The following is a 23821-nucleotide window of genomic DNA, read 5'->3' as shown; positions in this document are numbered from 1 at the left end:
CTGCAGGCAGCGATGAATGTCGACATGGATTCCCTCTCTATCGATGGCGTCAGTGGACGTTCGAAAGCGCCGGTGATCCTGTCATCGTCAGGGCGAGACTAGGTTGCCCGAGTTGCTGGGCTTGGTATACAGATGGGGTACAACAGCGATGTATCCTACGGATACAGTTAGTTAATGTCCAGAAACTGCGGGAGCCGTCTGGAGCCGGTGTGTCTCCCGCCCCAGTGAACAAGGTATCAGCCAGTCGAAAAGGCTCCTGTTATCCAGCTGAGCCTATGGCACAGCTGGATAACAGGAGCGGGCTAGGCTTAGCCTGCTAGCGCTTCATGAAGCGCGTCTTTGAGCTCTTCCTGGCTGAACGGCTTGGATAGCTTGGGTAAGTAGCCAGGCAAAGTTAATTGATCGGTATATCCCGATGCCAAGATGAGCGGAAGCTCTGGCCGCTCGCGATGCAGTAATTCAGCCAGCTCCATTCCTGTCATCTGAGGCATGGCATGATCGGTGATTACTAAATCAACGGCGCTATCCTGTTTAAGAATTTCACATGCCTCTTTGGCACTCTCTGCATTAACAACCCGATGCCCTAAATCCTCCAGCATTGCTGTCACGCTGAACAGAACCAGACTATCATCATCGACAACCAGCACTTTTAGAGAATCAATCCGCTCATTTTTCTCGTTATTTTCGGTCTCTTCTGTCTGCCTATTCTGGGTAAAGTCATTGGTCTGATTTTCGCTTAATTCACGTTTGTTAATAGGAAGCCAGAGTTCAGCGGTAGTACCCTGGCCCTTGCAACTTGTTAGGTGCAGACGCCCTCCCAGCTGCTCTGCCATACCATGTGCCATGGATAGCCCTAGCCCAGTACCTTCTCCCGGCCCTTTAGTCGTAAAAAAGGGATCCCGGGCCTTTGAGAGTGTCTCTTCGTCCATCCCCTCACCCGTATCAATCACGGATAAACGCACATATTGGCCAGGCTTCAGGGCCATGGCACTCTCTGATGTGACAAGTTCGTTATTCGCCGCGAGAATGATATCTCCCCCGTTGGGCATGGCGTCACGCGCATTGACCATCAGGTTGAGCAGGGCCAGCTCCAGCTGATTGGGGTCCGCCATGATGGGATTCAGCGACATGGAAAAGCGGGTCTCGATATGTATTTGTGGACCCAATGCCCGCTGCAGCATCTCAGCCATGCCATGTACCAACGCCGGGATCTCAAGCACTTCGGGGTGCAGCTCCTGGCTGCGTGAGAACGCCAACATACGCTGAGTCAGCGAAACGCCGCGCTGAGCGCCTTTGATGGCATTCTTCAACAGGCGCGTGGCCTTCGGATCGTCACGCAGGTGGCGAGCGGCGATGTTCAGGCTGCCCAATATAACCATCAACAGGTTATTGAAGTCGTGGGCAATACCACCAGTAAGCTGGCCGAGGGATTCCATTTTTTGAGACTGGAATAGGGCTTCGCGCGCCTGCTCCAACGCTTTTTGGGTTTCTCTCGGCTTGGTGATGTCTCGAGTAATCTTGGCGAACCCGAGCAGTGTGCCGTCATCACTGTGGATGGCATCAATAACCACGTGGGCTACGAATAGGCTGCCATCCTTGCGCTGGCGGTACCCCTCCCTCTCGAAGCGCCCTGTAGCACGAGCGATAGAAAGCCCCCGGTCCGGCTCGCCCTTGGCCCGGTCTTCCTCCGTGTAGAAGCGGGAGAAATGCTGCCCGATAATCTCCTCGGGCGTGTAGCCTTTGATGCGCTGGGCGCCTTGGTTCCAGCTACTCACGAAACCTTCGGGATCAAGCATATAAATTGCGTAATCGGTCACCCCCTGCACGAGTAGCCTGAACTGATGCTCGCTTCTCGCCAGTGCCGCCTCGGCCTGTTTACGCTCAGTGAGGTCTCGGGTCACCTTGGCGTACCCTATGAGTTCGCCCGAGGGTGCCAAAATGGGATCAATCACGACGTTAGCCCAGAAATGGCTCCCGTCCTTGCGGACTCTCCAGCCTTCGCTCTCGAAGCGCCCTTCAGAAGCGGCAGTGTCCAGCGCGCGCTTCGGTAACTCTGCTTGCTTGTCTGCTTCGGTATAAAATACCGAAAAATGCTGCCCAAGTATTTCTGCCTCTTGATACCCCTTGGTGCGCTGGGCGCCATAATTCCAACTAGCAATCCGGCCCTCAGGGTCGAGCATGAATATGGCGTAGTCACTTACTGCATCAACAAGCAGGCGATAACGCCCTTCAAATGCCGAGGCTGCCTGGAGCTGATCCGGGGTATCCATATTCATAAATCCAAATTCGAGGAGAATTTTTATTAATTGTACAGACGATTCAATAATTTGACATTTAACAAGAGCGTCTCAGCTCCGCTAATAGACAGGCAGGCCAAAGCGGCGTGCTAATATTTCTGTAAGTTGTATATTTATGTCTGTCCAGCCTGCCTAGGCTAAATTACCAGGCGATTCGTGCCCAGCAATAAGATAACGATGAGTTGATCCACGTTTATCGCCCATAGCATTCTTGCGGCCTACCTCGCCAACTTACACGGTCGCTGGCTGCAGAGTGACACCAGCCACTTCTATCGAGGTATAGCCGACGCTTGGCACGGATGTGTACGTTACCCCCGGCCCATGCGCCATCCTATCTTCTGGATTGTATACCAGGCCGCAAGCTGAGCCGCCGGCTGCAGTCGCCTCGGCGGGTCTTGTAGTCGCTCACTACCCCAAAACCCAGCCACTTTGTCTCGCCACATAAATTTACAGCATATTACAAAAACAGGGATCTTGGGTCTAAGCTAAACGCATGGTGTGGATGACATGTTGAGGGTGGTTCCTGCCAGCCGTGTTCCGTCCAGCCACCTTAAAAAATAACACCTAATATCAGGATGAAGGCATGAAGGCGACATGGAAAGCATTGGAGGCGCAGCAGGCCATCCAAGACCTGATTGCTCAGGATGCACCCCTTGAGGACACCCTGGCCGGCATTTGCCAGATGATTGAACAGCAGTCCACGGGAGCGCTCAGTAGCATCATGCTGTGCGACACCAAGACGCAAACCCTCAGCCTGGCCGCCGGAAACTTGCCCACGGCATTCAAGGAGTGCCTGCAGTCGATTCCCATCGGTCCCGAGGTAGGTAGCTGCGGGCGTGCTGCGTATTGGCAAAAGCTCGTCGTAACCGAGGATATTCAACAGGACACATGCTGGGAGGGCTATCGGGCGTTGGCGTCGGCGTCTGGACTACGCGCCTGCTGGTCGTATCCGGTATTGTCCAAGGGGCAGCATCATCTATTGGGCACCTTTGCCATCTACTACCCGTTCCCCGGCCCGCCCAGCCCAGTCGAAATCGAGCAGATAAAACGCGCTGTCGGCCTCGTCGCACTGGCCGTCGAGCGTCGTCAGGATCATCGGACCTTGCGTGAAAACCGGCAACGCTACCGATCGCTGTTCACGCATCACCCCGACGTGGTTTTTTCCCTCGATCTTAACGGAGCCTTCACCAGCGCCAACCCGGCCACCGCCCTTATCAGTGGGTATAACGAAGATGAAATCCGGGGCCGTCACTATGCCGAGTTCGTGATTGCAGAGGATCTGCCAAGCGTGGATAAGGCCTTTATGCATGCTCGCCGGGGAACGCCACAACACTACGAAGCGAGAGCTATCGATGCCAAGGGAGACATTCGCTGTTTCGCCGTTACCAAGCTGCCTATCGTGGTCGATGAGGAAGTGGTCGGGGTATATGGCATCGCCCGAGATATCACCCAGCACAAGGCGTCTGATACCCGGCTACGGCTACTCCAGCGGAGCGTAGAGTCCAGCATCAACGGTATCCTCATTGTCGATGCCCAGCGGCCAAACATGCCGGTGGAATACGTCAATCGTCCATTTCTGACCATGACCGGCTATACGCAGGAAGAGGTAATAGGCAGGAACTGTCAATTCCTCTTGGGGCCGGACAGCGATCCACAGGCGGTCAGTCAGCTTCGCGAAGGTATTGCCGAGCAGCGGGATGTTCATGTCACTCTGCTTAATTACCGCAAGGACGGATCGACTTTCTGGAACGATATGTTCATATCGCCAGTTCCGGATGACACCGGCCGGGTCACTCACTATATCGGCATTCATCATGACGTCACGGAGCAGAAGGCGAACGAGGCCCAGCTAGCCTATAACGCCACCCATGATCCGTTGACCGGCGTAGCCAATCGGGCATTGCTCGAGCAACATCTGGAGCACGATTACTGCCTTACACTGCGCCATCAGGGCAAGCTGGAAGTGATCTTCATCGACCTGGACGATTTCAAGTCAGTCAACGATAGCTTGGGTCATTCGATTGGAGATCGCCTACTGATCGAGGCTGCCCAGCGCCTTCAAGGGCTGCTATCGCCCGGCGATACACTGGCACGCTTCGGTGGCGATGAGTTCGTTCTGCTGCTTCCCTCGATGGACACTGAGGGGCAGGGCAGAATGATTGCCGAGCAGGCTCGGCAGGAGCTGGCCCAGCCCTATCACTTGGGCCAGCATGTGGTGAATATCTCCGCAAGCATTGGCATTGCCAACAGCCAGGCAGAGCTCGACCTGCCGATTCATCTGATACAACACGCGGACCTGGCCATGTACCAGGCCAAGATGCAGGGAGGGGATGCAGTTCATTCCTTCGAATCGCATATCAAGGAGAGGGTCAATGAGCGGATCACGCTGCGGAACGACCTGGCCGTGGCATCGGAAAACGGGGAGCTTGATCTGCACTATCAGCCACTGGTACACGCGCAAAGTGGCGTAATCGAAGGCTTTGAAGCCCTGGTCCGCTGGAACCACCCTTCCATGGGGTATATTCCCCCTCCACGATTCACTTCCCTGGCTGAGGAAACAGGGCAGATCATGCCCTTGGGGGAATGGGTGTTGCGTCGGGCCTGCTGCGATATCAAGGCGATCAATGATCGGTTGGGTACCCAGTACCGGGTCGCGGTCAACGTGTCGCCGCTACAGTTCCATCGTAAGGATTTTCTTGCCCGCCTGCGGCACGTCCTCGAAGAGACCGGCTTGCCAGCGAGCAGGCTGGATATTGAACTCACCGAAGGCGTGCTGGTGAATCGTACCGAGGCGGCCATCGCCACGCTGCACACGCTACGCAGTATGGGCATCGGTACTGCCATCGATGACTTCGGTACCGGCTATTCCAGCCTGAGCTATTTGCGAGACCTGCCGATCAGCAAGGTCAAGCTCGACCGGAGCTTCCTTCAGGAATCGGACGACGGCTCACGCAATGCGGCGATAGTCCAGGGCGTGATCACCATGGCGCATTCGCTGGGTCTACAGGTTGTGGCAGAAGGCGTCGAGACTGAGGCACAGCGAGAGGACTTGAGAACGAGAAAATGCGACCTCCTTCAAGGGTATCTGTTTGCCCGCCCGATGCCGATGCCAGCCTTGAAGCAATTTTTACATGGCAGCACAGCCCATGCCGTATAAGCAGTAGGCAAGAGGCCACTTATGCGCACCTCGTACATGGCTTAGATGCAGAAATGCCTAGTCACGCCAAAACGATAGGCAGGCGTTGGCAGGCAAGCTCCAGGCATCGGGAGGGCTTCTGACAAGGATCCCGAAGAGACCATATGCGAAGCCAAGGATGCGGGGCGTGATCAATCAAGCAGCGATGACACGCCTCAGATTTATGGGGGATAGCCCCAAAGCACATATCGAACGAGAAATGCAGGTTGTCAGGGAGATGTCTCGGCAATGCTGTTCAAGCCGTGCATATTTTGAATGCAAAACTCACGCCCTTGGACTGACAAGACGTTCATTTTCTGGAGACGCCCGATGAGGCGGCTTATCGTTTCGTCCGCCATATATAAGTAGTTGGCAATTTCACCCCGCGTCATAGGCAGCCGGAAACAGTAAGGAGAAAATCCCTGTGCCTGAAACCCGGCAGACATGGACAGAAGGAAGCGGGCCAGGCGCACATCGGATGGCTGGCTCATCATGTGCCACATGCGAGTAAGCTCTCGCTGCATGGTTCGGCTCAGGTAGCATAGTAACTGCCGGTGGTCTTCTTGCAAGCCGGGAAACTTCTCAAGTCGCGTGAAAGGGATCTGTACGAGACTGACGGTCTCCAGCGCAGTGACTTTACCCAGATACCGCCTGCCTTCGATAGCATCCAGCCCGATCACATCTCCGGGAAGAAAAAAGTGTGTAATTTGATGACCGCATTCCTTGTCCCAGTAGCTCTGCTTCAACATGCCACAGTGCACGATATATAAGCCTTGAAAGAGCTCCCCCTGCTTTACAAGCACTTGCTTTCTTCTAAGCACCGGGAGGGCACGGAAAACACTCCGGAGCGCATTGGATGCCGGAAAACCGCTCAACTCCGATACTGGGTATTGGCTAGATTGGGGGGATGTTCTTACTTGTACTAATTCCATGCACGGCAATTCCTACAGGTGCCCACGTCTAACATGTTGCGCATCAGTCTTTTTCGCTAAAAAAGCACGTGGTCAATAAATGGCAGGCATTGAGCCAGTTTTCAGCAAGCGCACTAGTACGATTGACTCAGCTAAACACGGGCCACCAAGAGCGATATCACACCCTATCACTCACTATTAATTTACCCGTGCCAACCTCGCCACTCCCAAGGCCGCTACCGAATGACAGGCAGATAAGGCTTGGATACGCGTAGCGGTCTGGGAGGACGCTGCTGTGACAGGGCGTGCTTGAGCATGGCCAGGTCACGCTCGGAATCCGTCTCCATGAACTGAGCCAGCATGCGCGCCGCTTCTACACGAATAAAATTATGGATGTAGTCGTCGTAGGTCGTGATGAACGCGTTGCAGTACCGACAAGCCAACTCATCGGTAGGGGCGGGATCGCCCTTCCAGAAATTGTCGCCGTGGCAATGGCTACAAGCGATTTTCCGTGAACGATTGAACATTGTAAAAGGCCTCCTGCCTTTTCTCGTTTTTGCAGTACGCAAAGTAACAGAAGGATTATAACAATTTCGTTAAAAGTTCGTTTATTTGAACTTTTATTTTTCTCATGAAAACGGTTGTTTAAATTGAAAGTTTATTTAATGGCAGTAAGTCGGACATACGCTGTTAAATAGTTAACCCGTAGTTGCAATACGCAGCCATAACGCCTTCCACTTCTGAGCAGCATAGATGACATTATATAGCTTGCTAAAGGCTCAACGTATTCATGGCCGCCCACGAAGGCTTCAGAGCCACAATCATTGATTGGGTTAGTATCAGGTGTTCATGCGTGGCGTTAAGCTAACAAGTAAGCCTTTTGTGGCAGACTACCGTGACGAGTGATCCAACCCGCCAGCTTGGAAGCCAAGGCGACTTGAAAACACGCTCACCCCTTAGCAACACGGCCGCTTGAGCTTTCGTTGCTAAGGGGTGAGATTTCCGCCTACTAGGGCGGAGTGAAGTTATTTCTGTATTACCACATCGCCAGGAGCGAGCGAATTCACGCCAAGAACTTCAATTTCCAGGTCGACCACGCCGTCGCCATTCACATCACCTTGTAGGCTCGCCCCCGAAGTACGCAGTTCTCCGCCTTTGCCGCTGAACCCCTGAGTGCCCAGCCAGGTAAAGTTCTGCTGACCCTCCAGTTCGGTACTGGCATCAACCGCACTCACATCGATCCGGTCACCCTCTAGGCGATTGAAGTCCAGCAACGTGTCGGTGCCCAGCGGTGTAGAATCGAAGGTGGACAGGTATGCGAAGGTATCCGCACCGGCTCCCCCGGTCAGCTTGTCGGCGCCGCGACCACCTACCAAACGGTCTTCTCCATTGCCCCCGGTCAAATAGTCATCTCCACGCAGACCATTGAGTATATCGTCACCATCGGACCCGACCAGGGTGCTGCCGGGTTCGCCCGTGACAAGGTTGCCGTCGCTATCCACGTTGGCTTGGTACTCGCCAGGAACGGTTTTTGCCGGTTCTGCCTGACCCTCCACTACGACATCACTGGGCAAGGATTGTTGGTCGTCATAGACCCGATACGTGAAGCGCCACACATCACCGGGCTGGAGTACGTTAGAACTATCGTCCGATACCGTATATCGGTTTCCCTCACGCTCCATCATTCCGTTCCAGAGCGTATCGATATCCGCCGCAAGCTCGAAGCTGGCAGTAGGGTTGGCAATGGCGGTGGCCGAGGTGTTCTCGATCAACACTTCGGTGGTATATCCCCCCGACCAGGCACTGATAATGTTGGCCTGGGTCACGGCTGGTTCGCTTATTGGCGCTTCTACTTTGCCAACGACCTGAGGGTCGGTCGGCAAAGTCTGGGTAGCATCGTAGGATTTGTAAGAAAAACGCCAGCTTTCACCTGGCTGCAGCGTGGCAGGGTTGTCATCCGTGATGGTGTAACGGCTGCCCTCTCGCTCGACGACTCCATTCCACAGGGTATCGATGCCTCCTGGTAGATCGAAACTGATCGCCGGATCGACCAGGGCCAAGCTTGAGGTATTTTCCACAATGACTTCGGCAGTGTAACCACTCCCCCAGCTGCTGATAACGTTACTGGTGATCTTCGTTTGCGCGCTGAGTTCGGGCTCGCTATCGTCACCTGCGAATATCGCAGTCGTGTCGGTATCAACTATATGCTCGTTGAGCCGGAGTGTTTCTGGAAGGTGGCTTTCCGGGGCGTAGGCTTTGAAGGAAAAGTGCTGAGTCTCGCCAGAAGTTAGACGTTCGCCCTCCCCCAGATTAACCGTATACGTGTCTCCCTGCTGCGAAAGCAGGCTTGCTCCATAGAACTGGGTAATCTCGGTGGGCAAATCGAAGCTGACACGAGGATTCTCAATCTCCGTCTCGCCTGTGTTGGTTATCTTGACCGCCAGTACATAACCTGACGACCAACGGCTGACGCTTTCGAATCGAGCCGAAGCGGACACTTCCAAGGTGTCATCGACACCAGGCGGTTCCGTGAGTCCGTCACCCTCAGGTGGGGGCGTAAAGATAAGCTCGTCATCCGCCAGGATTGCCTCGGCGCTCGGAACCTCCATGGGCTGTCCCTGCGTGACAGTTCGGGAATCAACATCCAGGACAGCACCCTCTGCGAACACGGCACGTTCCATGTCGATCAGCAGATCGTCATCGTTGTTACCATCAAGGAAGATACTGCCGTCGTTCAATGCGCGGATCGTGTAGTTTTCGATACTCGCTAGCATAAGCGCCGTATCAGCACCTTCCCCACCCTCAAGGACATCGTTGCCCGCGCCTCCAGTCAAGATGTCATCAGCAGCTCCGCCCAACAATGTGTCATGGCCGCGAGCCCCGTCCAGATACACCCCAAGGTCCGAGCCCGGTATGACATCGTCGCGCCGGGAACCCACTACATAATTGAACGCTATCTGGTTCGCTGTAGGATCGGTAGGAGCACCGAAGGTTTCCCCGCCCTGATTGATCCAGAGCACCGGAGACAGGTTATCAGTCGCCGGATCACGTAGGGACTGGTCGACATGGACCGTATTGTTCTGGTCCTGCCCGCCATGGAAGTTGATATCGCGGTCAGTCGACTCGACATGCACGTTATTTCCGACCGAGGAGCGCCAGGAAGCAAAAAGGGCGCTATGTCGCATCCCGCTATCTTCCAGGTTCGTAAAGGTGCCGTCATAGCTCTCACGCAGTTCGTATGCATACCCGTTACCCCCGCTTCCTTTATTGAAAGCGCCGCTAGCACGCAAGCCATCTGCCGAAACATCCACGGAGCGTGAGAACTCGAAAGCCACGGAAGGGCCATTGATTATCTCGACATCTTCGATATGCCCCCCGAAGGTGCCATCGAACTCCACGGCATGATAACCCTTGAGTTCAGATAGCGTGTTGCTGAAGACGGCAGGGTCGGGCGTTCCTAGACGATAGCCGACCGAAAAGCCCTCCACGGTGATATTCTCAAGTGCATCAAAGCGCTGTATTCGCGCCTTGCCGCCCTCCATATCGAAATGGACGCCGCGATCTAACGTCGCCGTATTGCCTTCGAGCGCCACAATCTTGGCCATGCTGGTACGCAGCGGTGTATTGCTGCTGCCCTGCCAGGTCGTATTGCCGATCTCTTCGAAATACTCCGCATCATTGTCTTGCCATAGACGCACCGTATCGCCGACCTCAAGCCGGTGACCATTTTCGAGCGCCAGGGTCCGGTCTCCTTCGGACAAGTCAGCCTGCAGCGTTCCCGCGCTGGCAGTCTGGATTCCCTGGAAAAGAAGGCCTTGCCGATCATCCTTGGCCAGTGCTTCATCGGTAAAAGTCAGTATCGTTTCTCCGGAACCCGCCCCAACCAGGGAAACATCCGAGCGCGTTACCACAATCGAATCATTCAGCGCGAACTCGCCAGGAGCCAGACGTACGGTAGCGCCTTGGGGTGCCTCATTGAGCAACGTTTCAAGAGCCTCGGCGGTTATTCCCGGCTGGACTGAAGCGATGCCATCGACGAAGCGTTGGCTGACCTCACTGGCTGGATCCTCTGCCGCTGGGGCGTCGACGATTACCGGCTGATCATTGACCGTGAAACCAGTTGGCATTTGTGCACTACTGTTTAGCGCCTTGACCTTGAAACTGGTTGTTTCGCCAGGAGCAAGATCATTGCTCTCATCGTCATCCGCAATGAGGTAGCGTTCTCCCTCCTGCGCCGAGATACGTCCATTCCAGACCTGCGTGACTTCACCTGGGAGGTTGAAGCCGACCTGATAGTCATTGATAGTCCGGGTACCGCTGTTGGACAGTACTACCTCGAACACGAACCCATCATCCCACTGGCTCGTTACCCTGTATTCAACTTGAGCCACCATGATTCACCTCTCTTCGCTCCAGGCTTTGGTGTGATCGGATCAAACGAGAGGGCCGGCGGGCTGCAGGGCAGCCAGACTAAAGGCTCGGCTACATGCTCGACCCGAAGAACCAAAAGCTAAAATAAAGATCGCTAATAAAGGCAGCCTAGGTAATGCCTCGGAGCGCAGGCAAGCGAGGCGAAACGGCAGAGACTTCCAGACATTAGCGAATTGGCGGAGTCGTTAGCCAAGGGCAGGCGAAGCCACGTTTTCTTTAGCGGAGGATTGATTCATTGGCTGTATGCCGAGCATTGCAACCGCTGTCGAGGGTGATCTTGTACCACACGGCACGAATGGTGGCGGGCAAATCAAAACAGCCCGGCTCCCCTAGGGCGGGGAGACCGGGCTATGCAGTACGCAAGGGAACTACTGCAATTAGGTAAGCCGTTCCGGGATCCTTGGCGTCGATGGCTTCCTGCCTTTAATCGCCTACCTTCCCAAGCCTCGGTCATCCTGACCGCGCTCTCCTGAACTGGCAGCCTATCCTTGGCCGCTGCTTACCGTATCCAAGATACTAGAAGCATAGCGCCTTACATTCAATAACTGTAATGTTTAAAAAAGTAACTCCAATTAACTTGGGTTAGACGATTTCGGTACAAGGGCGCCTGAGTAGAGCTAGAGCCCCACGGTGTAGAGCCGCTTGTTGCATACGCTTCAGCTAGCGCTGTCGGGAGGCAGCCAGTACCTGGTTCTTACCGATATCCAATCACGGTCTATTAACTCAGAAATCAGACATACAAAAACACGAAAGCCCGCCTAAGCGGGCTTTCGTGCTCGAAGCCTTACGGCTCGAAAGCGCAGACTAACCGGAGTTAGAGAGGCTTGATGTTCGCAGCCTGAAGGCCTTTCTTGCCCTGGGTCACGTCAAAAGAGACTTGTTGACCATCCTGCAGGGACTTGAAGCCGTCAGCCTGAATTTCAGAGAAGTGGGCAAACAGGTCATCACCGCCGTCAGAGGGAGAGATGAAACCGAAGCCTTTGGAGTCGTTGAACCACTTAACTGTGCCAGTTGCCATGTTCGAATTCCTTACGCGCTAAGCGCTTTATGCGATTGCCGGGTGCTACCCCAGATGAAGTGGGCAAAACAAGGGATATAACCAGGCTACCGAATGATTCGAGTACAACTGACGATATGCGACTTGCTAACCAACTGAACGCATCATGCCACAGCACCTTTATCCTGTCAACCAAAATGCCGAGAAGCCTTGAGGAGGCGCCATGGCAGATTTTGTGGCCTGGCTCGACCCGGGGGTCGAGGTGGTCTAAAGGGCCGCCTGGCAGCGCTTATAAACGCTTATGGCAATAGTTGCGCTCATGCTTTTATGCTTGGCTTCTAATCCATTCGCCTCATGCCCGCTATGGGTTGACAGCAGCGCTACTCCGGTCTCATTTCTACAGGAGGAGGCTGGCATAATGGCTCAGTCAGCCCATGGCAAGGATAAATGCTACCCGTCACGATAATGTACCGAGTTAGCTGTCGGATCCCTAATGATTGACTACCCGGAACAATCAGCCGGGGTGGTAGCGCGATAGGTCGCCACGGCTTCCTCCATGGCCTGTTGCAATGCCTCGATGCGTGACCCGTGAGCGGGATGAGTAGAGAGGAACTCAGGGGGCTGGCCTCCACCAGCGGCTGCCATGTTGCGCCACAGCTCCACGCTCTGTTGCGGGTCGAAGCCCGCCCGCGCCATTATCGCCAGCCCCATCAGGTCGGCTTCCTCTTCGTGGGCGCGACTGAACGGCAGACTGATGCCGAGCCGGGCGCCGAGTCCCAAGGCCTGCATTAACTGTTGCTGCCCCAGATCGCCCTCCCCGAACAATCCCACCAGCAGTAACCCGGCCTTGATGCCGAGTTGCTGGGTAAGACGCTCATTGCCATGATCGGCCAGCACATGGCCCACTTCATGACCGATTACCGCCGCCAGCTGGTCCGGGGTCTCAGCCACCCGCAGCAGGCCGGCATGCACGCCGATGCGTCCCCCCGGCAGAGCGAAGGCATTGGGAGAAGCATCCTCGAAGACGACGACCTCCCAAGCGTCGGGCAGGTCGGCGGCGGGGTAGCTTGCCTCGGCGGCGGCCACCACATTACGGGCCACGCACTGTACCTGGCGGTTGGCGGCCGCGTCGCGTGACACTGGCTGATTACGACGCAGCTGGTCGAAGGTATCCTCGCCCATTTGCGCCATCAGGTCTTCGGGGACCAGTGCCAATTGTGAGCGCCCGGTCGGCGTCTCCTCGCAGCCGGCCAGAAGTACCAAGAGCAGCATGAATAACAGGCGCATCGCATCGTCCTTCTCGTCAGTGAACCAGACGAACATCCCACGGCCTTAGCCAAGAGGAAAGTAAACCTCAATCCAAGGCATACATACTAGGCGCCCTAAAGTATCTCTGATATGGAATGTGCCTTGGGCTCGTCCCTGATTCACCTTCTAGGGCAACCTCCTAGAGCAGGCGAGGCAAATATAATCCACATTATTCACAGATATCGCTCGGCGCGATAATCTACTCTCCCGCTTCAAGGATGAGTGATATGAAATGGACCTTTGCCTCGGCCGGCGTCCTGTCGGCCGTGATGTTGGCTCTCAGCTATACCACTGACGTAGTACCCGAGCCGCCTGATACCGTTGAGATCGAGCCTGAGCAAGTCCAGGGAGAGATTGAGGAGGTTGCCGAGGAAGCGAACGAGGCCGTAGACAAGATGATGCCAGGTGCGGTGGCCAAGGAAGGTGGGATAGGCTCACTGAATTAGTAGCTCCCCGCCGCTCGCTGCCCACGCGCCGGCCTAAACGAAATTATCTTGCCATCGGTGCAGCCAGATTCTTCCATCATGCCTGGCAAAGTCAATCCGGTCATACCCCAAATGGCCATCCAGGTTTACTTCCGAGTGTTAGGAAATGACCTGAGCATAACCCGAGCCTGCGAAGGCGAACTGGACTTGGGAATGACGAGGGTGTTATCCAATGACCGGTACAGAATCCGGCAGTGTGGGACGCCCCCCGTCCAGTCGTAAAACCCGCCTCTGGGGGCGGGGTTCAAAGTGTTTACAGCGCCGTGCGCTCAGCTGTCGTCGTTGCAATATTGCTTTCTAAGTCTCTTGGCGCATTAAAGAATAATTAACCATAAAAATACGTTACTGCAGCTCGCCGAGCTTGCCCGACAGGGTGCGGGGAATATAGCTGACCTGGATAATCCTTGCTGGAACGTGGCGTGGGCTGAAAGGATGCTCTACACGACCAGACTGGCTGCATCTCCATGGTTATAACGACAACTTTTCAATAGCTATTTAGCTATAAGTAACTAGGCGCTAAACTGAATATAGATACTTTCTGACGGAGACATGCTGCCATGTCACTTCGCAACTCCTTCGCGGCTCTGCTCGCCAGCTTGTTGGCCTTCTCTAGCCTGATACACGCCGATGATCACACCACTACCTTGGAAGTCGGCTACATGCCGATCCTGCCGGTAGCCCAGCTGTTCGTGATGGAGGGCGAGGGGTGGACCGAGGAGGCTGGCCTCGAACTTGAGCTGACCCGTTTCTCTAGCGGCCCGGCCATGGTCCAGGCATTAGCCTCGGGGGAGCTGGACGTCATGTATTTCGGCATTGGTCCCGCCATGGTCGCCCGAGCCAATGGCGTGCCGATCAAGGTCCTGGCGGCCAGCATCAGCGAGCAGATCGGCCTGGTAGCACGTGGCGAGCTGGCGGGCCATTTCGAACGCGCCAACAATGATGCGGCAAAAGCGATCGCCAGCTTCACCGAGACAGAGGGCCGCAAGCCCAAGATCGCCACTTTCCCCCAGGGCTCGGTGCCGGACACTGTACTGCGTTTCTGGCTGATCGAGCAGCTGGGTGTGGGTCTGGAGGCGGTGGAAATCGTTGCCATGGGCGCCGATCGTGTCCAGCAGGCGCTGCTCGCGGGTGCCGTGGATGCCGCCTCGATTCTCGAGCCGATCCTCACCACCGTGCAGCAGCGTGACGACAGGGCCCGCGTGGTGGCCCGCGCCGATGCCATGTTGCCGGGTCAGCCTGGCGCTGTGCTGGCCGCTCGCGAAGCCGCTCTGGCGGAGCATCCCGAGGCGATGCAGGCATTAATGGCACTGCACCTGCAGGCCACCAAGATGCTCGTCGAAGACCCCAAACGCGCCGCACCCCATGTGCGGGATTTCGTTGGCAAGCGCCTGATCCCGCTCGAAACCGTGGAAGCGGCCCTCGCCTCGCCCTCGTCCAACTATGGCAGCGATCCACATGCCATCCGCGAAGGAACTCGGCGGATGCATGATTTTCAAGTGGAACAGGGTTCATTGAAGAAACCCGTAGACCTCGAGGCCCTGTTCGATACGTCGTTGTATGACGCTGTGATCGCGGAGACCGAGCGCCCATGACCGAAGGCCTGACACGCGCGCAGCGCACCCTCTACAGTGCCCTGGGACTCATCGGCTTTCTGCTGTTCTGGGAGCTTTCGCTGCGTAGCGGCCTGCTGCCCGGCAGCTTGGTTCCTCTGCCGTCGACAATTCCCAGTGTGCTGTGGCTGGAACTGCTCGATGGCATCTGGTTCGAGGTCGTGCGCTCAAGCCTCAGCCACTACAGCGTGGGCGTACTGCTGGGCTCGATCCTAGGCATCACCGTGGGCATGTCGGCCGCGTTGCTGCCCAGGTTCAACGCCGCGCATGCATGGCTTGCCCGTTTGCTGCGCCCGATTCCGCCGCTGGCATGGATCCCCTTCGCCATCATCTGGTTCGGCATCAACCCCTCGGCGGCCGCCTTCATCATCAGCATTGGGGTGTTCTGGATCAATTATTTCGCCAGCTACAGCGCCGTACACTCGGTGGGCCCTGGCTATGAGGAAGTGGCACGCGCCTTCGGTCAGCAGCGCTTCCTGGCCCGTCTGACAAAGGTCAGCCTGCCGGCAGCGGCCCCGGGTATTCTCGGCGGCCTGCGTGCCGGCCTCGGCCAGGGCTGGATGACCGTCGTGGCCGCTGAGCTTTTCGGCATCCCCGGCATTGGCCAGCGCATGATGGAGGCCTCGAGCCTGCTGGCCACTGACATCGTGGTGGTTTACATGCTGACTATCGCCGCTCTTTACGCGACCTTCGACTTCCTGTTCATGCTGGTACAGCGCCGACTGCTAAGGTGGCAATCATGACCGCTTCCGGCATGACCAGCCCCCCGGTACTCAGCGCGCGGAACGTCAGCCTGGGCTTCGCCGGCACCTCCATCCTGGCCGGTGTCGACCTGACACTGCATCCTCAGGAGTTCGTGGCCATCGTAGGCGCCTCAGGGGTCGGCAAGTCGACCCTGCTGCGTGCCTTGGCCGGCCTGCTTGCCCCACGATCGGGCCGGGTGGAGATCCCCGCCGCTAACACGCCAGACACTCGCGCCTGGTCGATGGTCTTCCAGGCCCCGAGGCTCTTTCCTTGGCGCAGGGTTCGGAGCAACGTGGAACTCGGCCTGGAGGGCCTAACGCTTACGAGAGCCGAGCGCCGCCGCCGCGCCTTGGAACCGCTGGCGCTGGTGGGGCTGGATGAGCTCGCTGAACGCTGGCCCCGGACTCTCTCGGGAGGGCAGCAGCAGCGGGTCGGCATCGCCCGGGCGCTCGCCGTTCGCCCGCGGGTGCTGTTCATGGACGAGCCCTTCTCGGCGCTGGACGCCATCACCCGACGGCGACTCCAGCAGGAACTGGTCGATCTGCGTCGACGCACCGAGGCCGCGATCGTTTTCGTCACCCACGATATTGAGGAAGCCGTCCTGCTCGCCGATCGGGTGATGGTGCTGGGCGGACAAGCACCCGACCGGCCCGCCGGCGTGGTGCAGACCTTCGAAGTCCCGCTGCCGCTGGACGAGCGCCGCGACCATCCCGGTTTCGCGCCCTTGGTACAGCAAGTCGAGGCGAGCATCGGCAACCACTGACCATGGCTCCACTCAGGGAGATCTTCATGACAGCTCTTCATGTCCTGCTTCACGCGCCCTCGGCCGAGGCGCTGACCCGCGCCCGACGTAATGCCGCCAACTTGCGCAATGCCCGGCCCGATGCCGAGGTATTGATTATCGCCAATGCCGGCGCCGTGGCCGCCGCCTTGGCCATCCCCGATGCCACTGATCCGCTGCTGCGGCTATGTCGCAATTCACTCTCGGCTCAGGGCCTCGACAATACCCGCGAGCTCGTCGAGATCGAGGCGGCGGTGGTCACCCTCGCCGAACTCCAGGCCAAAGGCTGGGCCTACATTCGCGCTTGAGCCTTAGGGAATGCTGCATAAATTCCGCCGCAGCTACATGATCGCCACCGCTGACTGGAGGATAGCGCCGCTATCATGTCGCGCAGCTTCTGGTTGGCTGCCCTTAGCTCTTACTTTTTTGACTACCGATACATATGCGCTGCATAGCAAGGCTTCTTGCTCATCGCCCCAGTGGCTGCCGCTGCTATGAATAACAGTTTCCCTGAGAAGCTTATATGTTTGTTCGTTTCTTCCACTCAGGGCGCTCTAGGGCAAAACACCGATTGGTTTATCCCGAGCAATGGTAAAAAGCCCGAGAGATTTTTTGATAACCCGAACCTTTATTCGCGGGAGCAAATACAGACTTCCGGTGGGTAAGTGATACCGAGCATCGACGGGTGGTTGAGAAGCTCAACAGCCGGCCCAGGAAACGCTTGGGTTACTCAGGCGTATTGTCACAGGTGCTGCGTTTATTGGTTGATCCCAAGAATCATAAACCCTCCTACCCTAGAGTCTATACGGCCAAACACTTCGCTACATACATCAATATTTTACCTAACGCTTAGTATCTACTAATAAAGGGGCTAGGCATTTCTAAGTCAGTAGATAACCAAACATCCTTAGCTTCTAAATATTCTTTCATCTAGGCATGCCGGCTGGTTTACCAACAAAAAAGGCCATGGGTCCCATGGCCTTTCAAGGCGATGCAGTGCTAGTTAGCGTTCAGAGTTGATAGGATTTCGGTATTCAACAGGCACCCAGCTGTACCCCGTCTCTTCTTTCCGCAGGTGGCCTAGGCCAGGAAAGGGCAAATGCGCCGCTGCAACCAGCCAACGTTCATTAGCTGCCTCAGCTAACAGCCTAGTGCGCGATGCCATTGCAGCTTTCGGATCAACATCCACTGCAATCGTGACTTCTGGATGCTTCAACTGCACGGAGTGCATATGCACAATGTCGCCCCACAGCAGAAGCTTCTCGGCACCAGAACTCAGCAGGTAGGAGGTGTGTCCAGGTGTATGGCCATTTGTCGGTACCACTTGGATACCCGGAACGATGGAGTCTCCATCGCTGAAGGTCTTGAATTTACCTGCGTTATCATAGGGCGCAATCGCATTTTGCGCCATTTGGAAGAAGGGGCGCTGGCCTTCTGGAAGGGTGCTTTCCATATTATCGTTGAGCCAGTACTCCGCATCACGACGGGCTGCCCAAACAGTCGCGTTTGGGAAGGCTGGCTCACCATCAGGCAGTGTCACACCGCAGGCATGGTCCGGGTGCATGTGGGTCAACAACACGGTGTCGACTTCCTCCGGTTCGAAGCCAGCGGCCCGGATATTGTCGACCATATGCCCCATGGTCGAACCGAAGCAGTCCGAGGAACCGGAGTCAATCAAGACCAACTGCTCACCATCGTCGACTAGAAAAGCATTTACGGCAGTCTGCACGAGCGGAGACGCCTTTTGATACTCGTTGAAGATGTGCTCTTGAATCTTATCTTGGGACATGCCTGAGAGATGACTCGGATCGAGATCGGCATAGCCATCATAAACAGCGGTAACAACCGTCTCGCCTACCATTTGCCGATAGAAACCGGCCGCCTGTTGATACCGATCGGTTGGGGCTGCAAACGTCGCCTGAGTCGCAGCCAGCATTCCCACCACTCCCAAGGCACTCGCGAGCCACGGAAGGTTTTTAACTGCTTTCATAAATTTAGCTCCGGTATCAGGCTCTTTTAAGAGCGATGCTTTTTCAAATTAAGATCCCTTAGCGCCCTGCGCTTACGAACCTTGATAACCCCTTTGCCGAACGCGCTCGGGCCAGGTGTAAGTAGGCCTGAGCCATGCCCTGCTTGCCGGGCTCCAGGATAGATGGCTGGGATTGACTGGCGCTGTAGTTACCGGCCCGTACGGGCCGGCAGAAACTTCTATAGATATCAGAAGCCTTCCAGCACGATCTTTCCCTTCGACTTTCCGCTTTCCAGCAAAGCATGGGCACGACGAAGATTGTCTGCACTGATGCGCCCGTAATGCTCCCCAACGGTGGTGCGCAGGACACTCGCATCGATCTGCCGCGCCACTTCATTCAGGATGTTGTGCTGCTCCTGCATGTCCTCAGTCCCGTACAGCGAGCGGGTGTACATCAGCTCCCAGTGCAGCGACAGGCTCTTTCGCTTCAACGGCACGGCGTCCAGCGTGGCCGGGTCATCTATCAGGCCCAGCCTACCTTGTGGCTTCAGCGACTCGATGATTTGTTCATAGTGCCGGTCGGTCTGAGTCAGGCTTGCGACATGGCTGACTTCGGGGATACCGATGCGCCTAAGTTCTTCACTGAGCGGCTTGCTATGGTCGATGACATGATGCGCGCCAAGCTCGGTAACCCAAGACTGGGTTTCAGGCCGGGAAGCGGTGCCAATAATTGTCAGCCCGGTGAACTGCCGAGCCAGCTGCGTCAGGATCGAACCCACCCCTCCCGCAGCGCCGATGATCAGCAGCGTTTCGCCCCGGTCGGTGGTATCCCGTGCGACACCGAGGCGATCGAAGAGCAGCTCCCAGGCAGTCAGGGAAGTCAGGGGCAATGCGGCGGCCTGGGCGAACTGCAGAGACTGAGGCATACAACCGGCGATACGCTCGTCCACCAGTTGCAGTTCACTGTTACTGCCCGGGCGGACCAGCGACCCGGCGTACCAGATCTTGTCGCCGGGTTTGAATAGCGTCACTTCGGGGCCGACCGACCTGACCACGCCGGCAGCGTCCCAGCCGAGAATACGCGGCTGGCTTTCGTCCGCGTGCGGTACGTAGCCCTGCCGCACCTTGGTGTCCACAGGATTGACCGATACGGCCTTGACCTCCACCAGCAGGTCGCGTGGCCCCGGCACCGGCTCGGGTATTTCGATCTCCACCAGGGAATCGGGATGCTCCACAGGCAGGCATTTGAAGTGTGCAATGGCTTTCATTCAGATCTCCTCAGGAGACACGATACATCTTCGTGACAGAGAATTTTTCAGCGGCGCGTTCGATGACAGGTAGCGCTGCCTGGAAATGAGGTGTCGCTTCATGCATGGACAAAGCAGCTTCGTCCCGCCACTGCTCGATCATGTGGAAGGTGCGGGCCTGCTCGGCATCACGGTGGAAGTCGTACTGGATGCAGCCCGATTCCGCTCGACTGGGGGGCTGCAGGTCCTGCAGCGCCTGCTCGAGTTCAGTTTCGAAGCCGGTCTTGGCAACCAGTGTGGCGACCAGTGTTAGTGGGGCGGTCATCAAATCTCCTGTCTGCGTGGAATTAGGGGGCGTTGTTCGGTCGGCACGGGCCTATCGGAGATGTCCATGCCAGCCATGCGGGCAAAACCTAAACTCTGCTACGCGCGACAACGCCTCGGCTCGGTTGCTGCCGAGGGCTTTGACGCGGGCTTGCACCTCGCCCGCGCCGGGAGCGGGCACGTCGATCTACAGAACAAGCGCACCACCGATGCGATGAAAGCGTATGACGCGAGACATGGCATTACCCTCTCCAATGACATGGAGGGACCGAGTCAGGAAGTTGCTCAGCAGGTAAGCCACCAGCGCCTGCAGGCGCTGGTGCACCGGACGATAAAGCCAACTGATGGCCACCCTCGCCCCGACGGGATCACTTGTAGCGCTCTAGCCAGTGCGCGTAGGGAGCGGGCAAGGTCCAAGCTGCACGGTCGACGCCCAGTTCTCGGGCGGCAAAATAGGACCAATTCGGATTGCCCAGGTGGGCCCGGCCGATCATGGCCAGATCCAGCTGACCGCTCTTGACTGCTTCTTCGGCGACGCCCGGCGTGCCGAAGCCCCATGCCGAGGCCACGGGTATCTCCGCCTCGCGCCGCACACGCTGGGCAACTTCGCCCATGAAGCCGGGCGCCCAAGGAATATTTGTCTCGGGAACAGAGAAACCGATGCTGACGCTAAGCAGGTCCAGTCCACCCTCCTTGAAGCGACGTGTCAGTTCAATGGCTTCGGATAGCGTCTGTTCATCTCGGCCGTCGTATTCGATAACCCCGAGACGAACGGTCAGGGGCAGGTGCTCCGGCCATACTTCGCGCACCGCCGCCAGGGTTTCCAGGAGGAAGCGGCTACGGTTGTCGAAGCTACCGCCGTAGGCGTCATCGCGCTGGTTGGAGTGTGCGGAGAGGAATGACTGGGCCAGATAGCCATGGGCGAAATGCAGTTCCAGCCACTCGAAGCCGACATCACGTGCACGGCGAGCGGCGCCGACGAAATCCTCGCGCACCCGGGCGATGTCTTCCAGGCTCATGGCCTTAGGCTGCCTGGGCAGGTGGGCGCCAAAGGCGATGGCCGAGGGGGCAATGGTCTGCCAGCCGCGCGGATCATCCTCGCCGATATGGTCGTCGCCTTCCCAAGGGCGATTCGCGCTGGCCTTGCGCCCGGCATGGGCGATTTGGATACCCGGCACGGCGCCAGCAGCCTTGATCGCCTGCACCTCCGGCACGAAGGCTTGGGCCAGCTCATCATTCCAGATACCGGCGCAGCCGGGCGTGATGCGCCCTTCGGGCGCCACGGCGGTCGCCTCGACGATGATCAGTCCGGCCCCGCCACGCGCGAGGGAGGCCAAGTGCACACTGTGCCAATCGTTGATTAGACCATCATTGGCCGAGTACTGGCACATAGGGGGAACCGCGATTCGGTTTCGAAGCGTGACACCCTTAAGAGTGAAAGGTTGGAACAGCGCAGACATTAGGGTTTCTCCAGGGGCCACCTATTACGTTAATTCGATATTATTCGAACTATGAGCAATGAGCAAATCCGTGTATGATTCACTCATGCGCCCTTTCAAACACCCCCCCCTCAGCGAGTTCGTTCTTGAGCGCGTGCTGTACGCCTTGAGCGATCCTGTTCGCTTGGAGATCATCAGGCGCCTCGACGAGATGGGCGAAGCCAGCTGTGGCGAGTTGGACGGCGGCCGCCCTAAGTCCAGCATGTCCCATCATTTCCGGGTGCTGCGGGACGCCGGCCTGGTGCAGACCCAGAATGTTGGCACGACCCATATGAACTCGCTGCGTAGGGATGACTTGAATAATCGGTTTCCAGGACTGCTGGAAACGATCCTGTCCCAGCACGACTAAAGGGTCGTTAGTAATGCAACCATCAGGCCGTGATGCGCGTCGCTGCTCTTGTCTGCTGACTGCACATAACTAGAGTCATGGTTAAAAATTGGGTAAGCCTAACTAATTTTTGTATGAAGAGCTGTGCTGCAGGCGTGGTTCGGTTCTGTTACATGCTGCACTCATAGTTCAAGAAAACCGGCATGGGTCGCCCCATGCCGGCTCGGTCATTTATCGTTCAGCTACGGTAATCAGCCTTCGCGCTTGCCGCCATAGAGCCGCTTGAGCCCCAGCGGGTTGCTCTCCTTGAGCGGCCCCTTCCGGTAGCGCCTGGTAGCACACCGGGCGCAGGAAGCGGAAGATCGCCGCGCTACCCACCGAGGTGGTACGGCTGTCCGAGGTCGCCGGGTACGGCCCGCCGTGAACCATCGCATGGCACACTTCGACCCCGGTCGGCCAGCCGTTGACCAGCACGCGGCCTGCCTTGCGCTCCAGCGTATTACCTACTAACCGTGTATGCATGAGCGATAAGTAGCTTTGGTGGTCTGCGTCGACCCCTCCCTATTCCAACCCCTAGCCTCTCCCACTCTAAACTGCGCCGTCAGTCAAAATTTAAGCTGTCAGGTTGGGAAAACGAGTTTCTGGGTATAGCAATAAAAAACCCGGCCAATGGACCGGGTTTTCAACCACAAATGCTAGTGCCGATTAGGATGCCATTGCAGCGCATTCTTCAGCACAGCGATAGCATGCCTTGGCACACTCCTGGCAGTGGGTTGCCTCGTGCTTGGCGCATTCGTCGCCGCACTTCTTGCAGATTTCCGCGCAGATTCTGCAAATATCATTGGCATATTCACTGCCCTGGGCCATGAATGACGCGGCCAAGCGGCAAATCTGGGCACACTGCATGTCCAGACGAATGCACTCAGCCATCATCTTGACATCATCTTCTTGCAAGCAGGACGCTGCACAGTAGTCACAGTAAGTAGCGCAGGTATTGCAGGCTTCGATACAGGCCTTGAATTTATCGAGGTCCATCTCGCATCTCCTATAAATGTTGGTTTCGGCTGGCAAGCCCAGGCTCCCCAGAATCCGATTATTAGCAGGCTAAGCCGCTTTTAATAAAAGTAGCTGACAGATCCTGTTACGCAACCGAAAGCAGACTACCTAGCGCAAGCTAATGTGGCTATTAAGGTATATCCCATCCGGGTCTCTGGAGGCTCCAAATTCCTTACGGAAATGTAAGGATGATTAGGCTGTTACTCTGTAGGAGATTGCCCACATGAGTGATAGGCATTTCTAACTTAAGGCTGGCATCGGTAATTAAAATGTATGCTGGCGTTTCGTGTGTTTCGCCCAGCCTAAAGAAGCGCGATGTTGATCAGCGATTCGCTTGGACTTTCGATTACCAGCGTGATTACAGCCTGACGAACGGGCATGAAAAAGGCCTGCGATTACTCGCAAGCCCTTGGTATGACTGGCCCGCCCTATAGGATTCGAACCTATGACCTTTGCCTCCGGAGGGCAACGCTCTATCCAGCTGAGCTAAGGGCGGACACTGACCGGTAGACCGGCCCCACCTGCGACATGAGTGCGCAGACGACGCGCGTCATCCTACCCGTTACTGCTAGGCACTGTCCAGCCCGGACGCGGCTTCCGGCGCATCGAGTCATCATTCCAGCCCTCAAGCGGCGCGGTTTGTCGCATTTTCTTGCCCA

The 23821-nt window shown here is 56.7% G+C and carries 19 protein-coding genes, 1 tRNA gene and 2 pseudogenes; 8 read left to right on the top strand and 14 right to left on the bottom strand.

Features of this window, described 5'->3' with window-relative positions:
• Window positions 1–308: 308 nt before the first annotated feature.
• Window positions 309–2270, bottom strand: coding sequence for a hybrid sensor histidine kinase/response regulator (locus F568_RS0111530; RefSeq protein ID WP_019018881.1), 1962 nt, complete (start codon window positions 2268–2270; stop codon window positions 309–311).
• Between the two features lie 610 nt (window positions 2271–2880).
• Here F568_RS0111530 and F568_RS0111525 point away from each other — a divergent pair.
• Window positions 2881–5454 carry a bifunctional diguanylate cyclase/phosphodiesterase gene (locus F568_RS0111525; protein WP_019018880.1) on the top strand — a complete coding sequence of 858 codons (2574 nt, stop codon included), beginning with the start codon at window positions 2881–2883 and terminating at the stop codon, window positions 5452–5454.
• Between the two features lie 248 nt (window positions 5455–5702).
• Here the strand turns inward: F568_RS0111525 and F568_RS22795 are convergent, their stop codons facing one another.
• The 5 genes from F568_RS22795 to F568_RS0111495 all read right to left on the bottom strand — a co-directional run bounded on the left by F568_RS22795 (window position 5703) and on the right by F568_RS0111495 (window position 13134).
• The gene (locus F568_RS22795) at window positions 5703–6404 is read right to left on the bottom strand and encodes a helix-turn-helix domain-containing protein (protein WP_019018879.1); all 702 of its coding nucleotides are present in this window, start codon (window positions 6402–6404) and stop codon (window positions 5703–5705) included.
• Between the two features lie 215 nt (window positions 6405–6619).
• Window positions 6620–6910: a hypothetical protein gene (locus F568_RS0111515; protein WP_019018878.1), complete on the bottom strand. Its 291-nt coding sequence runs from the start codon at window positions 6908–6910 to the stop codon at window positions 6620–6622.
• A gap of 498 nt (window positions 6911–7408) precedes the next feature.
• Window positions 7409–10777, bottom strand: a complete 3369-nt coding sequence (locus F568_RS23940; protein WP_019018877.1) for a cellulose binding domain-containing protein — start codon at window positions 10775–10777, stop codon at window positions 7409–7411.
• Window positions 10778–11628: 851 nt separating this feature from the next.
• Window positions 11629–11832, bottom strand: coding sequence for a cold-shock protein (locus F568_RS0111500; protein ID WP_019018876.1), 204 nt, complete (start codon window positions 11830–11832; stop codon window positions 11629–11631).
• 480 nt (window positions 11833–12312) lie between these two features.
• Complete coding sequence (locus tag F568_RS0111495) at window positions 12313–13134, bottom strand: M48 family metallopeptidase (RefSeq protein WP_019018875.1); 822 nt, start codon at window positions 13132–13134, stop codon at window positions 12313–12315.
• A 212-nt stretch (window positions 13135–13346) separates the two neighbouring features.
• Here F568_RS0111495 and F568_RS0111490 point away from each other — a divergent pair, with 212 nt between their 5' ends.
• The 6 genes and pseudogenes from F568_RS0111490 to F568_RS0111470 all read left to right on the top strand — a co-directional run bounded on the left by F568_RS0111490 (window position 13347) and on the right by F568_RS0111470 (window position 17047).
• A complete protein-coding gene (locus F568_RS0111490) occupies window positions 13347–13565 on the top strand; it encodes a hypothetical protein (RefSeq protein WP_019018874.1) in 219 nt (72 codons plus the stop codon).
• A 33-nt stretch (window positions 13566–13598) separates the two neighbouring features.
• Window positions 13599–13826: pseudogene (locus F568_RS24430) on the top strand (lyase family protein); the annotation flags it as partial.
• A gap of 335 nt (window positions 13827–14161) precedes the next feature.
• Window positions 14162–15196, top strand: a complete 1035-nt coding sequence (locus F568_RS0111485; protein ID WP_019018873.1) for an ABC transporter substrate-binding protein — start codon at window positions 14162–14164, stop codon at window positions 15194–15196.
• On the top strand, window positions 15193–15957 hold the full coding sequence (locus tag F568_RS0111480; protein ID WP_019018872.1) for an ABC transporter permease: 765 nt from the start codon (window positions 15193–15195) through the stop codon (window positions 15955–15957). The genes F568_RS0111485 and F568_RS0111480 overlap by 4 nt, the downstream gene beginning before the upstream one ends.
• 11 nt (window positions 15958–15968) lie before the next feature.
• Window positions 15969–16721 carry an ABC transporter ATP-binding protein gene (locus F568_RS0111475; RefSeq protein WP_051087963.1) on the top strand — a complete coding sequence of 251 codons (753 nt, stop codon included), beginning with the start codon at window positions 15969–15971 and terminating at the stop codon, window positions 16719–16721.
• Window positions 16722–16747: 26 nt separating this feature from the next.
• The gene (locus tag F568_RS0111470) at window positions 16748–17047 is read left to right on the top strand and encodes a hypothetical protein (protein ID WP_019018870.1); all 300 of its coding nucleotides are present in this window, start codon (window positions 16748–16750) and stop codon (window positions 17045–17047) included.
• 695 nt (window positions 17048–17742) lie between these two features.
• Here the strand turns inward: F568_RS0111470 and F568_RS0111465 are convergent.
• The 5 genes from F568_RS0111465 to F568_RS0111445 form a co-directional block, all read right to left on the bottom strand.
• Complete coding sequence (locus F568_RS0111465) at window positions 17743–18729, bottom strand: MBL fold metallo-hydrolase (RefSeq protein WP_026300493.1); 987 nt, start codon at window positions 18727–18729, stop codon at window positions 17743–17745.
• Between the two features lie 227 nt (window positions 18730–18956).
• Window positions 18957–19976 carry a zinc-binding alcohol dehydrogenase family protein gene (locus F568_RS0111460; protein ID WP_019018868.1) on the bottom strand — a complete coding sequence of 340 codons (1020 nt, stop codon included), beginning with the start codon at window positions 19974–19976 and terminating at the stop codon, window positions 18957–18959.
• A gap of 10 nt (window positions 19977–19986) precedes the next feature.
• Window positions 19987–20280, bottom strand: coding sequence for a putative quinol monooxygenase (locus F568_RS0111455; RefSeq protein ID WP_019018867.1), 294 nt, complete (start codon window positions 20278–20280; stop codon window positions 19987–19989).
• A 186-nt stretch (window positions 20281–20466) separates the two neighbouring features.
• Window positions 20467–20631 carry a hypothetical protein gene (locus F568_RS25415; protein WP_019018866.1) on the bottom strand — a complete coding sequence of 55 codons (165 nt, stop codon included), beginning with the start codon at window positions 20629–20631 and terminating at the stop codon, window positions 20467–20469.
• Window positions 20632–20647: 16 nt separating this feature from the next.
• Window positions 20648–21739: an NADH:flavin oxidoreductase/NADH oxidase gene (locus F568_RS0111445; protein WP_019018865.1), complete on the bottom strand. Its 1092-nt coding sequence runs from the start codon at window positions 21737–21739 to the stop codon at window positions 20648–20650.
• 85 nt (window positions 21740–21824) lie between these two features.
• Between F568_RS0111445 and F568_RS0111440 the strand changes: the two genes are divergently transcribed.
• The gene (locus F568_RS0111440) at window positions 21825–22127 is read left to right on the top strand and encodes an ArsR/SmtB family transcription factor (RefSeq protein ID WP_026300492.1); all 303 of its coding nucleotides are present in this window, start codon (window positions 21825–21827) and stop codon (window positions 22125–22127) included.
• Window positions 22128–22357: 230 nt separating this feature from the next.
• On the opposite strand, the pseudogene F568_RS24420 reads toward F568_RS0111440, so the two are convergent.
• From F568_RS24420 to F568_RS0111430, 3 genes and pseudogenes are all read right to left on the bottom strand, one after another.
• Window positions 22358–22604, bottom strand: a pseudogene (locus F568_RS24420) (aldehyde dehydrogenase (NADP(+))); the annotation flags it as partial.
• A 207-nt stretch (window positions 22605–22811) separates the two neighbouring features.
• Window positions 22812–23141, bottom strand: a complete 330-nt coding sequence (locus tag F568_RS0111435) for a four-helix bundle copper-binding protein (RefSeq protein ID WP_019018863.1) — start codon at window positions 23139–23141, stop codon at window positions 22812–22814.
• Window positions 23142–23581: 440 nt separating this feature from the next.
• Window positions 23582–23658, bottom strand: a tRNA-Arg gene (locus tag F568_RS0111430).
• Window positions 23659–23821: the final 163 nt, after the last annotated feature.

Origin of the sequence: Modicisalibacter luteus DSM 23508 (assembly GCF_000378505.1) — a bacterium.
Lineage (GTDB): Bacteria > Pseudomonadota > Gammaproteobacteria > Pseudomonadales > Halomonadaceae > Modicisalibacter > Modicisalibacter luteus.
This window is presented reverse-complemented; position numbering and strand designations above follow the sequence as displayed.

What these genes read in the sequence shown, in the direction of transcription:
- F568_RS0111530 (WP_019018881.1), bottom strand. Translation starts at nt 2,270, where the DNA reads ATGGATACCCCGGATCAGCTCCAGGCAGCCTCGGCATTTGAAGGGCGT.
- F568_RS0111525 (WP_019018880.1), top strand. Translation starts at nt 2,881, where the DNA reads ATGAAGGCGACATGGAAAGCATTGGAGGCGCAGCAGGCCATCCAAGAC.
- F568_RS22795 (WP_019018879.1), bottom strand. Translation starts at nt 6,404, where the DNA reads ATGGAATTAGTACAAGTAAGAACATCCCCCCAATCTAGCCAATACCCA.
- F568_RS0111515 (WP_019018878.1), bottom strand. Translation starts at nt 6,910, where the DNA reads ATGTTCAATCGTTCACGGAAAATCGCTTGTAGCCATTGCCACGGCGAC.
- F568_RS23940 (WP_019018877.1), bottom strand. Translation starts at nt 10,777, where the DNA reads ATGGTGGCTCAAGTTGAATACAGGGTAACGAGCCAGTGGGATGATGGG.
- F568_RS0111500 (WP_019018876.1), bottom strand. Translation starts at nt 11,832, where the DNA reads ATGGCAACTGGCACAGTTAAGTGGTTCAACGACTCCAAAGGCTTCGGT.
- F568_RS0111495 (WP_019018875.1), bottom strand. Translation starts at nt 13,134, where the DNA reads ATGTTCGTCTGGTTCACTGACGAGAAGGACGATGCGATGCGCCTGTTA.
- F568_RS0111490 (WP_019018874.1), top strand. Translation starts at nt 13,347, where the DNA reads ATGAAATGGACCTTTGCCTCGGCCGGCGTCCTGTCGGCCGTGATGTTG.
- F568_RS0111485 (WP_019018873.1), top strand. Translation starts at nt 14,162, where the DNA reads ATGTCACTTCGCAACTCCTTCGCGGCTCTGCTCGCCAGCTTGTTGGCC.
- F568_RS0111480 (WP_019018872.1), top strand. Translation starts at nt 15,193, where the DNA reads ATGACCGAAGGCCTGACACGCGCGCAGCGCACCCTCTACAGTGCCCTG.
- F568_RS0111475 (WP_051087963.1), top strand. Translation starts at nt 15,969, where the DNA reads ATGACCAGCCCCCCGGTACTCAGCGCGCGGAACGTCAGCCTGGGCTTC.
- F568_RS0111470 (WP_019018870.1), top strand. Translation starts at nt 16,748, where the DNA reads ATGACAGCTCTTCATGTCCTGCTTCACGCGCCCTCGGCCGAGGCGCTG.
- F568_RS0111465 (WP_026300493.1), bottom strand. Translation starts at nt 18,729, where the DNA reads ATGAAAGCAGTTAAAAACCTTCCGTGGCTCGCGAGTGCCTTGGGAGTG.
- F568_RS0111460 (WP_019018868.1), bottom strand. Translation starts at nt 19,976, where the DNA reads ATGAAAGCCATTGCACACTTCAAATGCCTGCCTGTGGAGCATCCCGAT.
- F568_RS0111455 (WP_019018867.1), bottom strand. Translation starts at nt 20,280, where the DNA reads ATGACCGCCCCACTAACACTGGTCGCCACACTGGTTGCCAAGACCGGC.
- F568_RS0111445 (WP_019018865.1), bottom strand. Translation starts at nt 21,739, where the DNA reads ATGTCTGCGCTGTTCCAACCTTTCACTCTTAAGGGTGTCACGCTTCGA.
- F568_RS0111440 (WP_026300492.1), top strand. Translation starts at nt 21,825, where the DNA reads ATGCGCCCTTTCAAACACCCCCCCCTCAGCGAGTTCGTTCTTGAGCGC.
- F568_RS0111435 (WP_019018863.1), bottom strand. Translation starts at nt 23,141, where the DNA reads ATGGACCTCGATAAATTCAAGGCCTGTATCGAAGCCTGCAATACCTGC.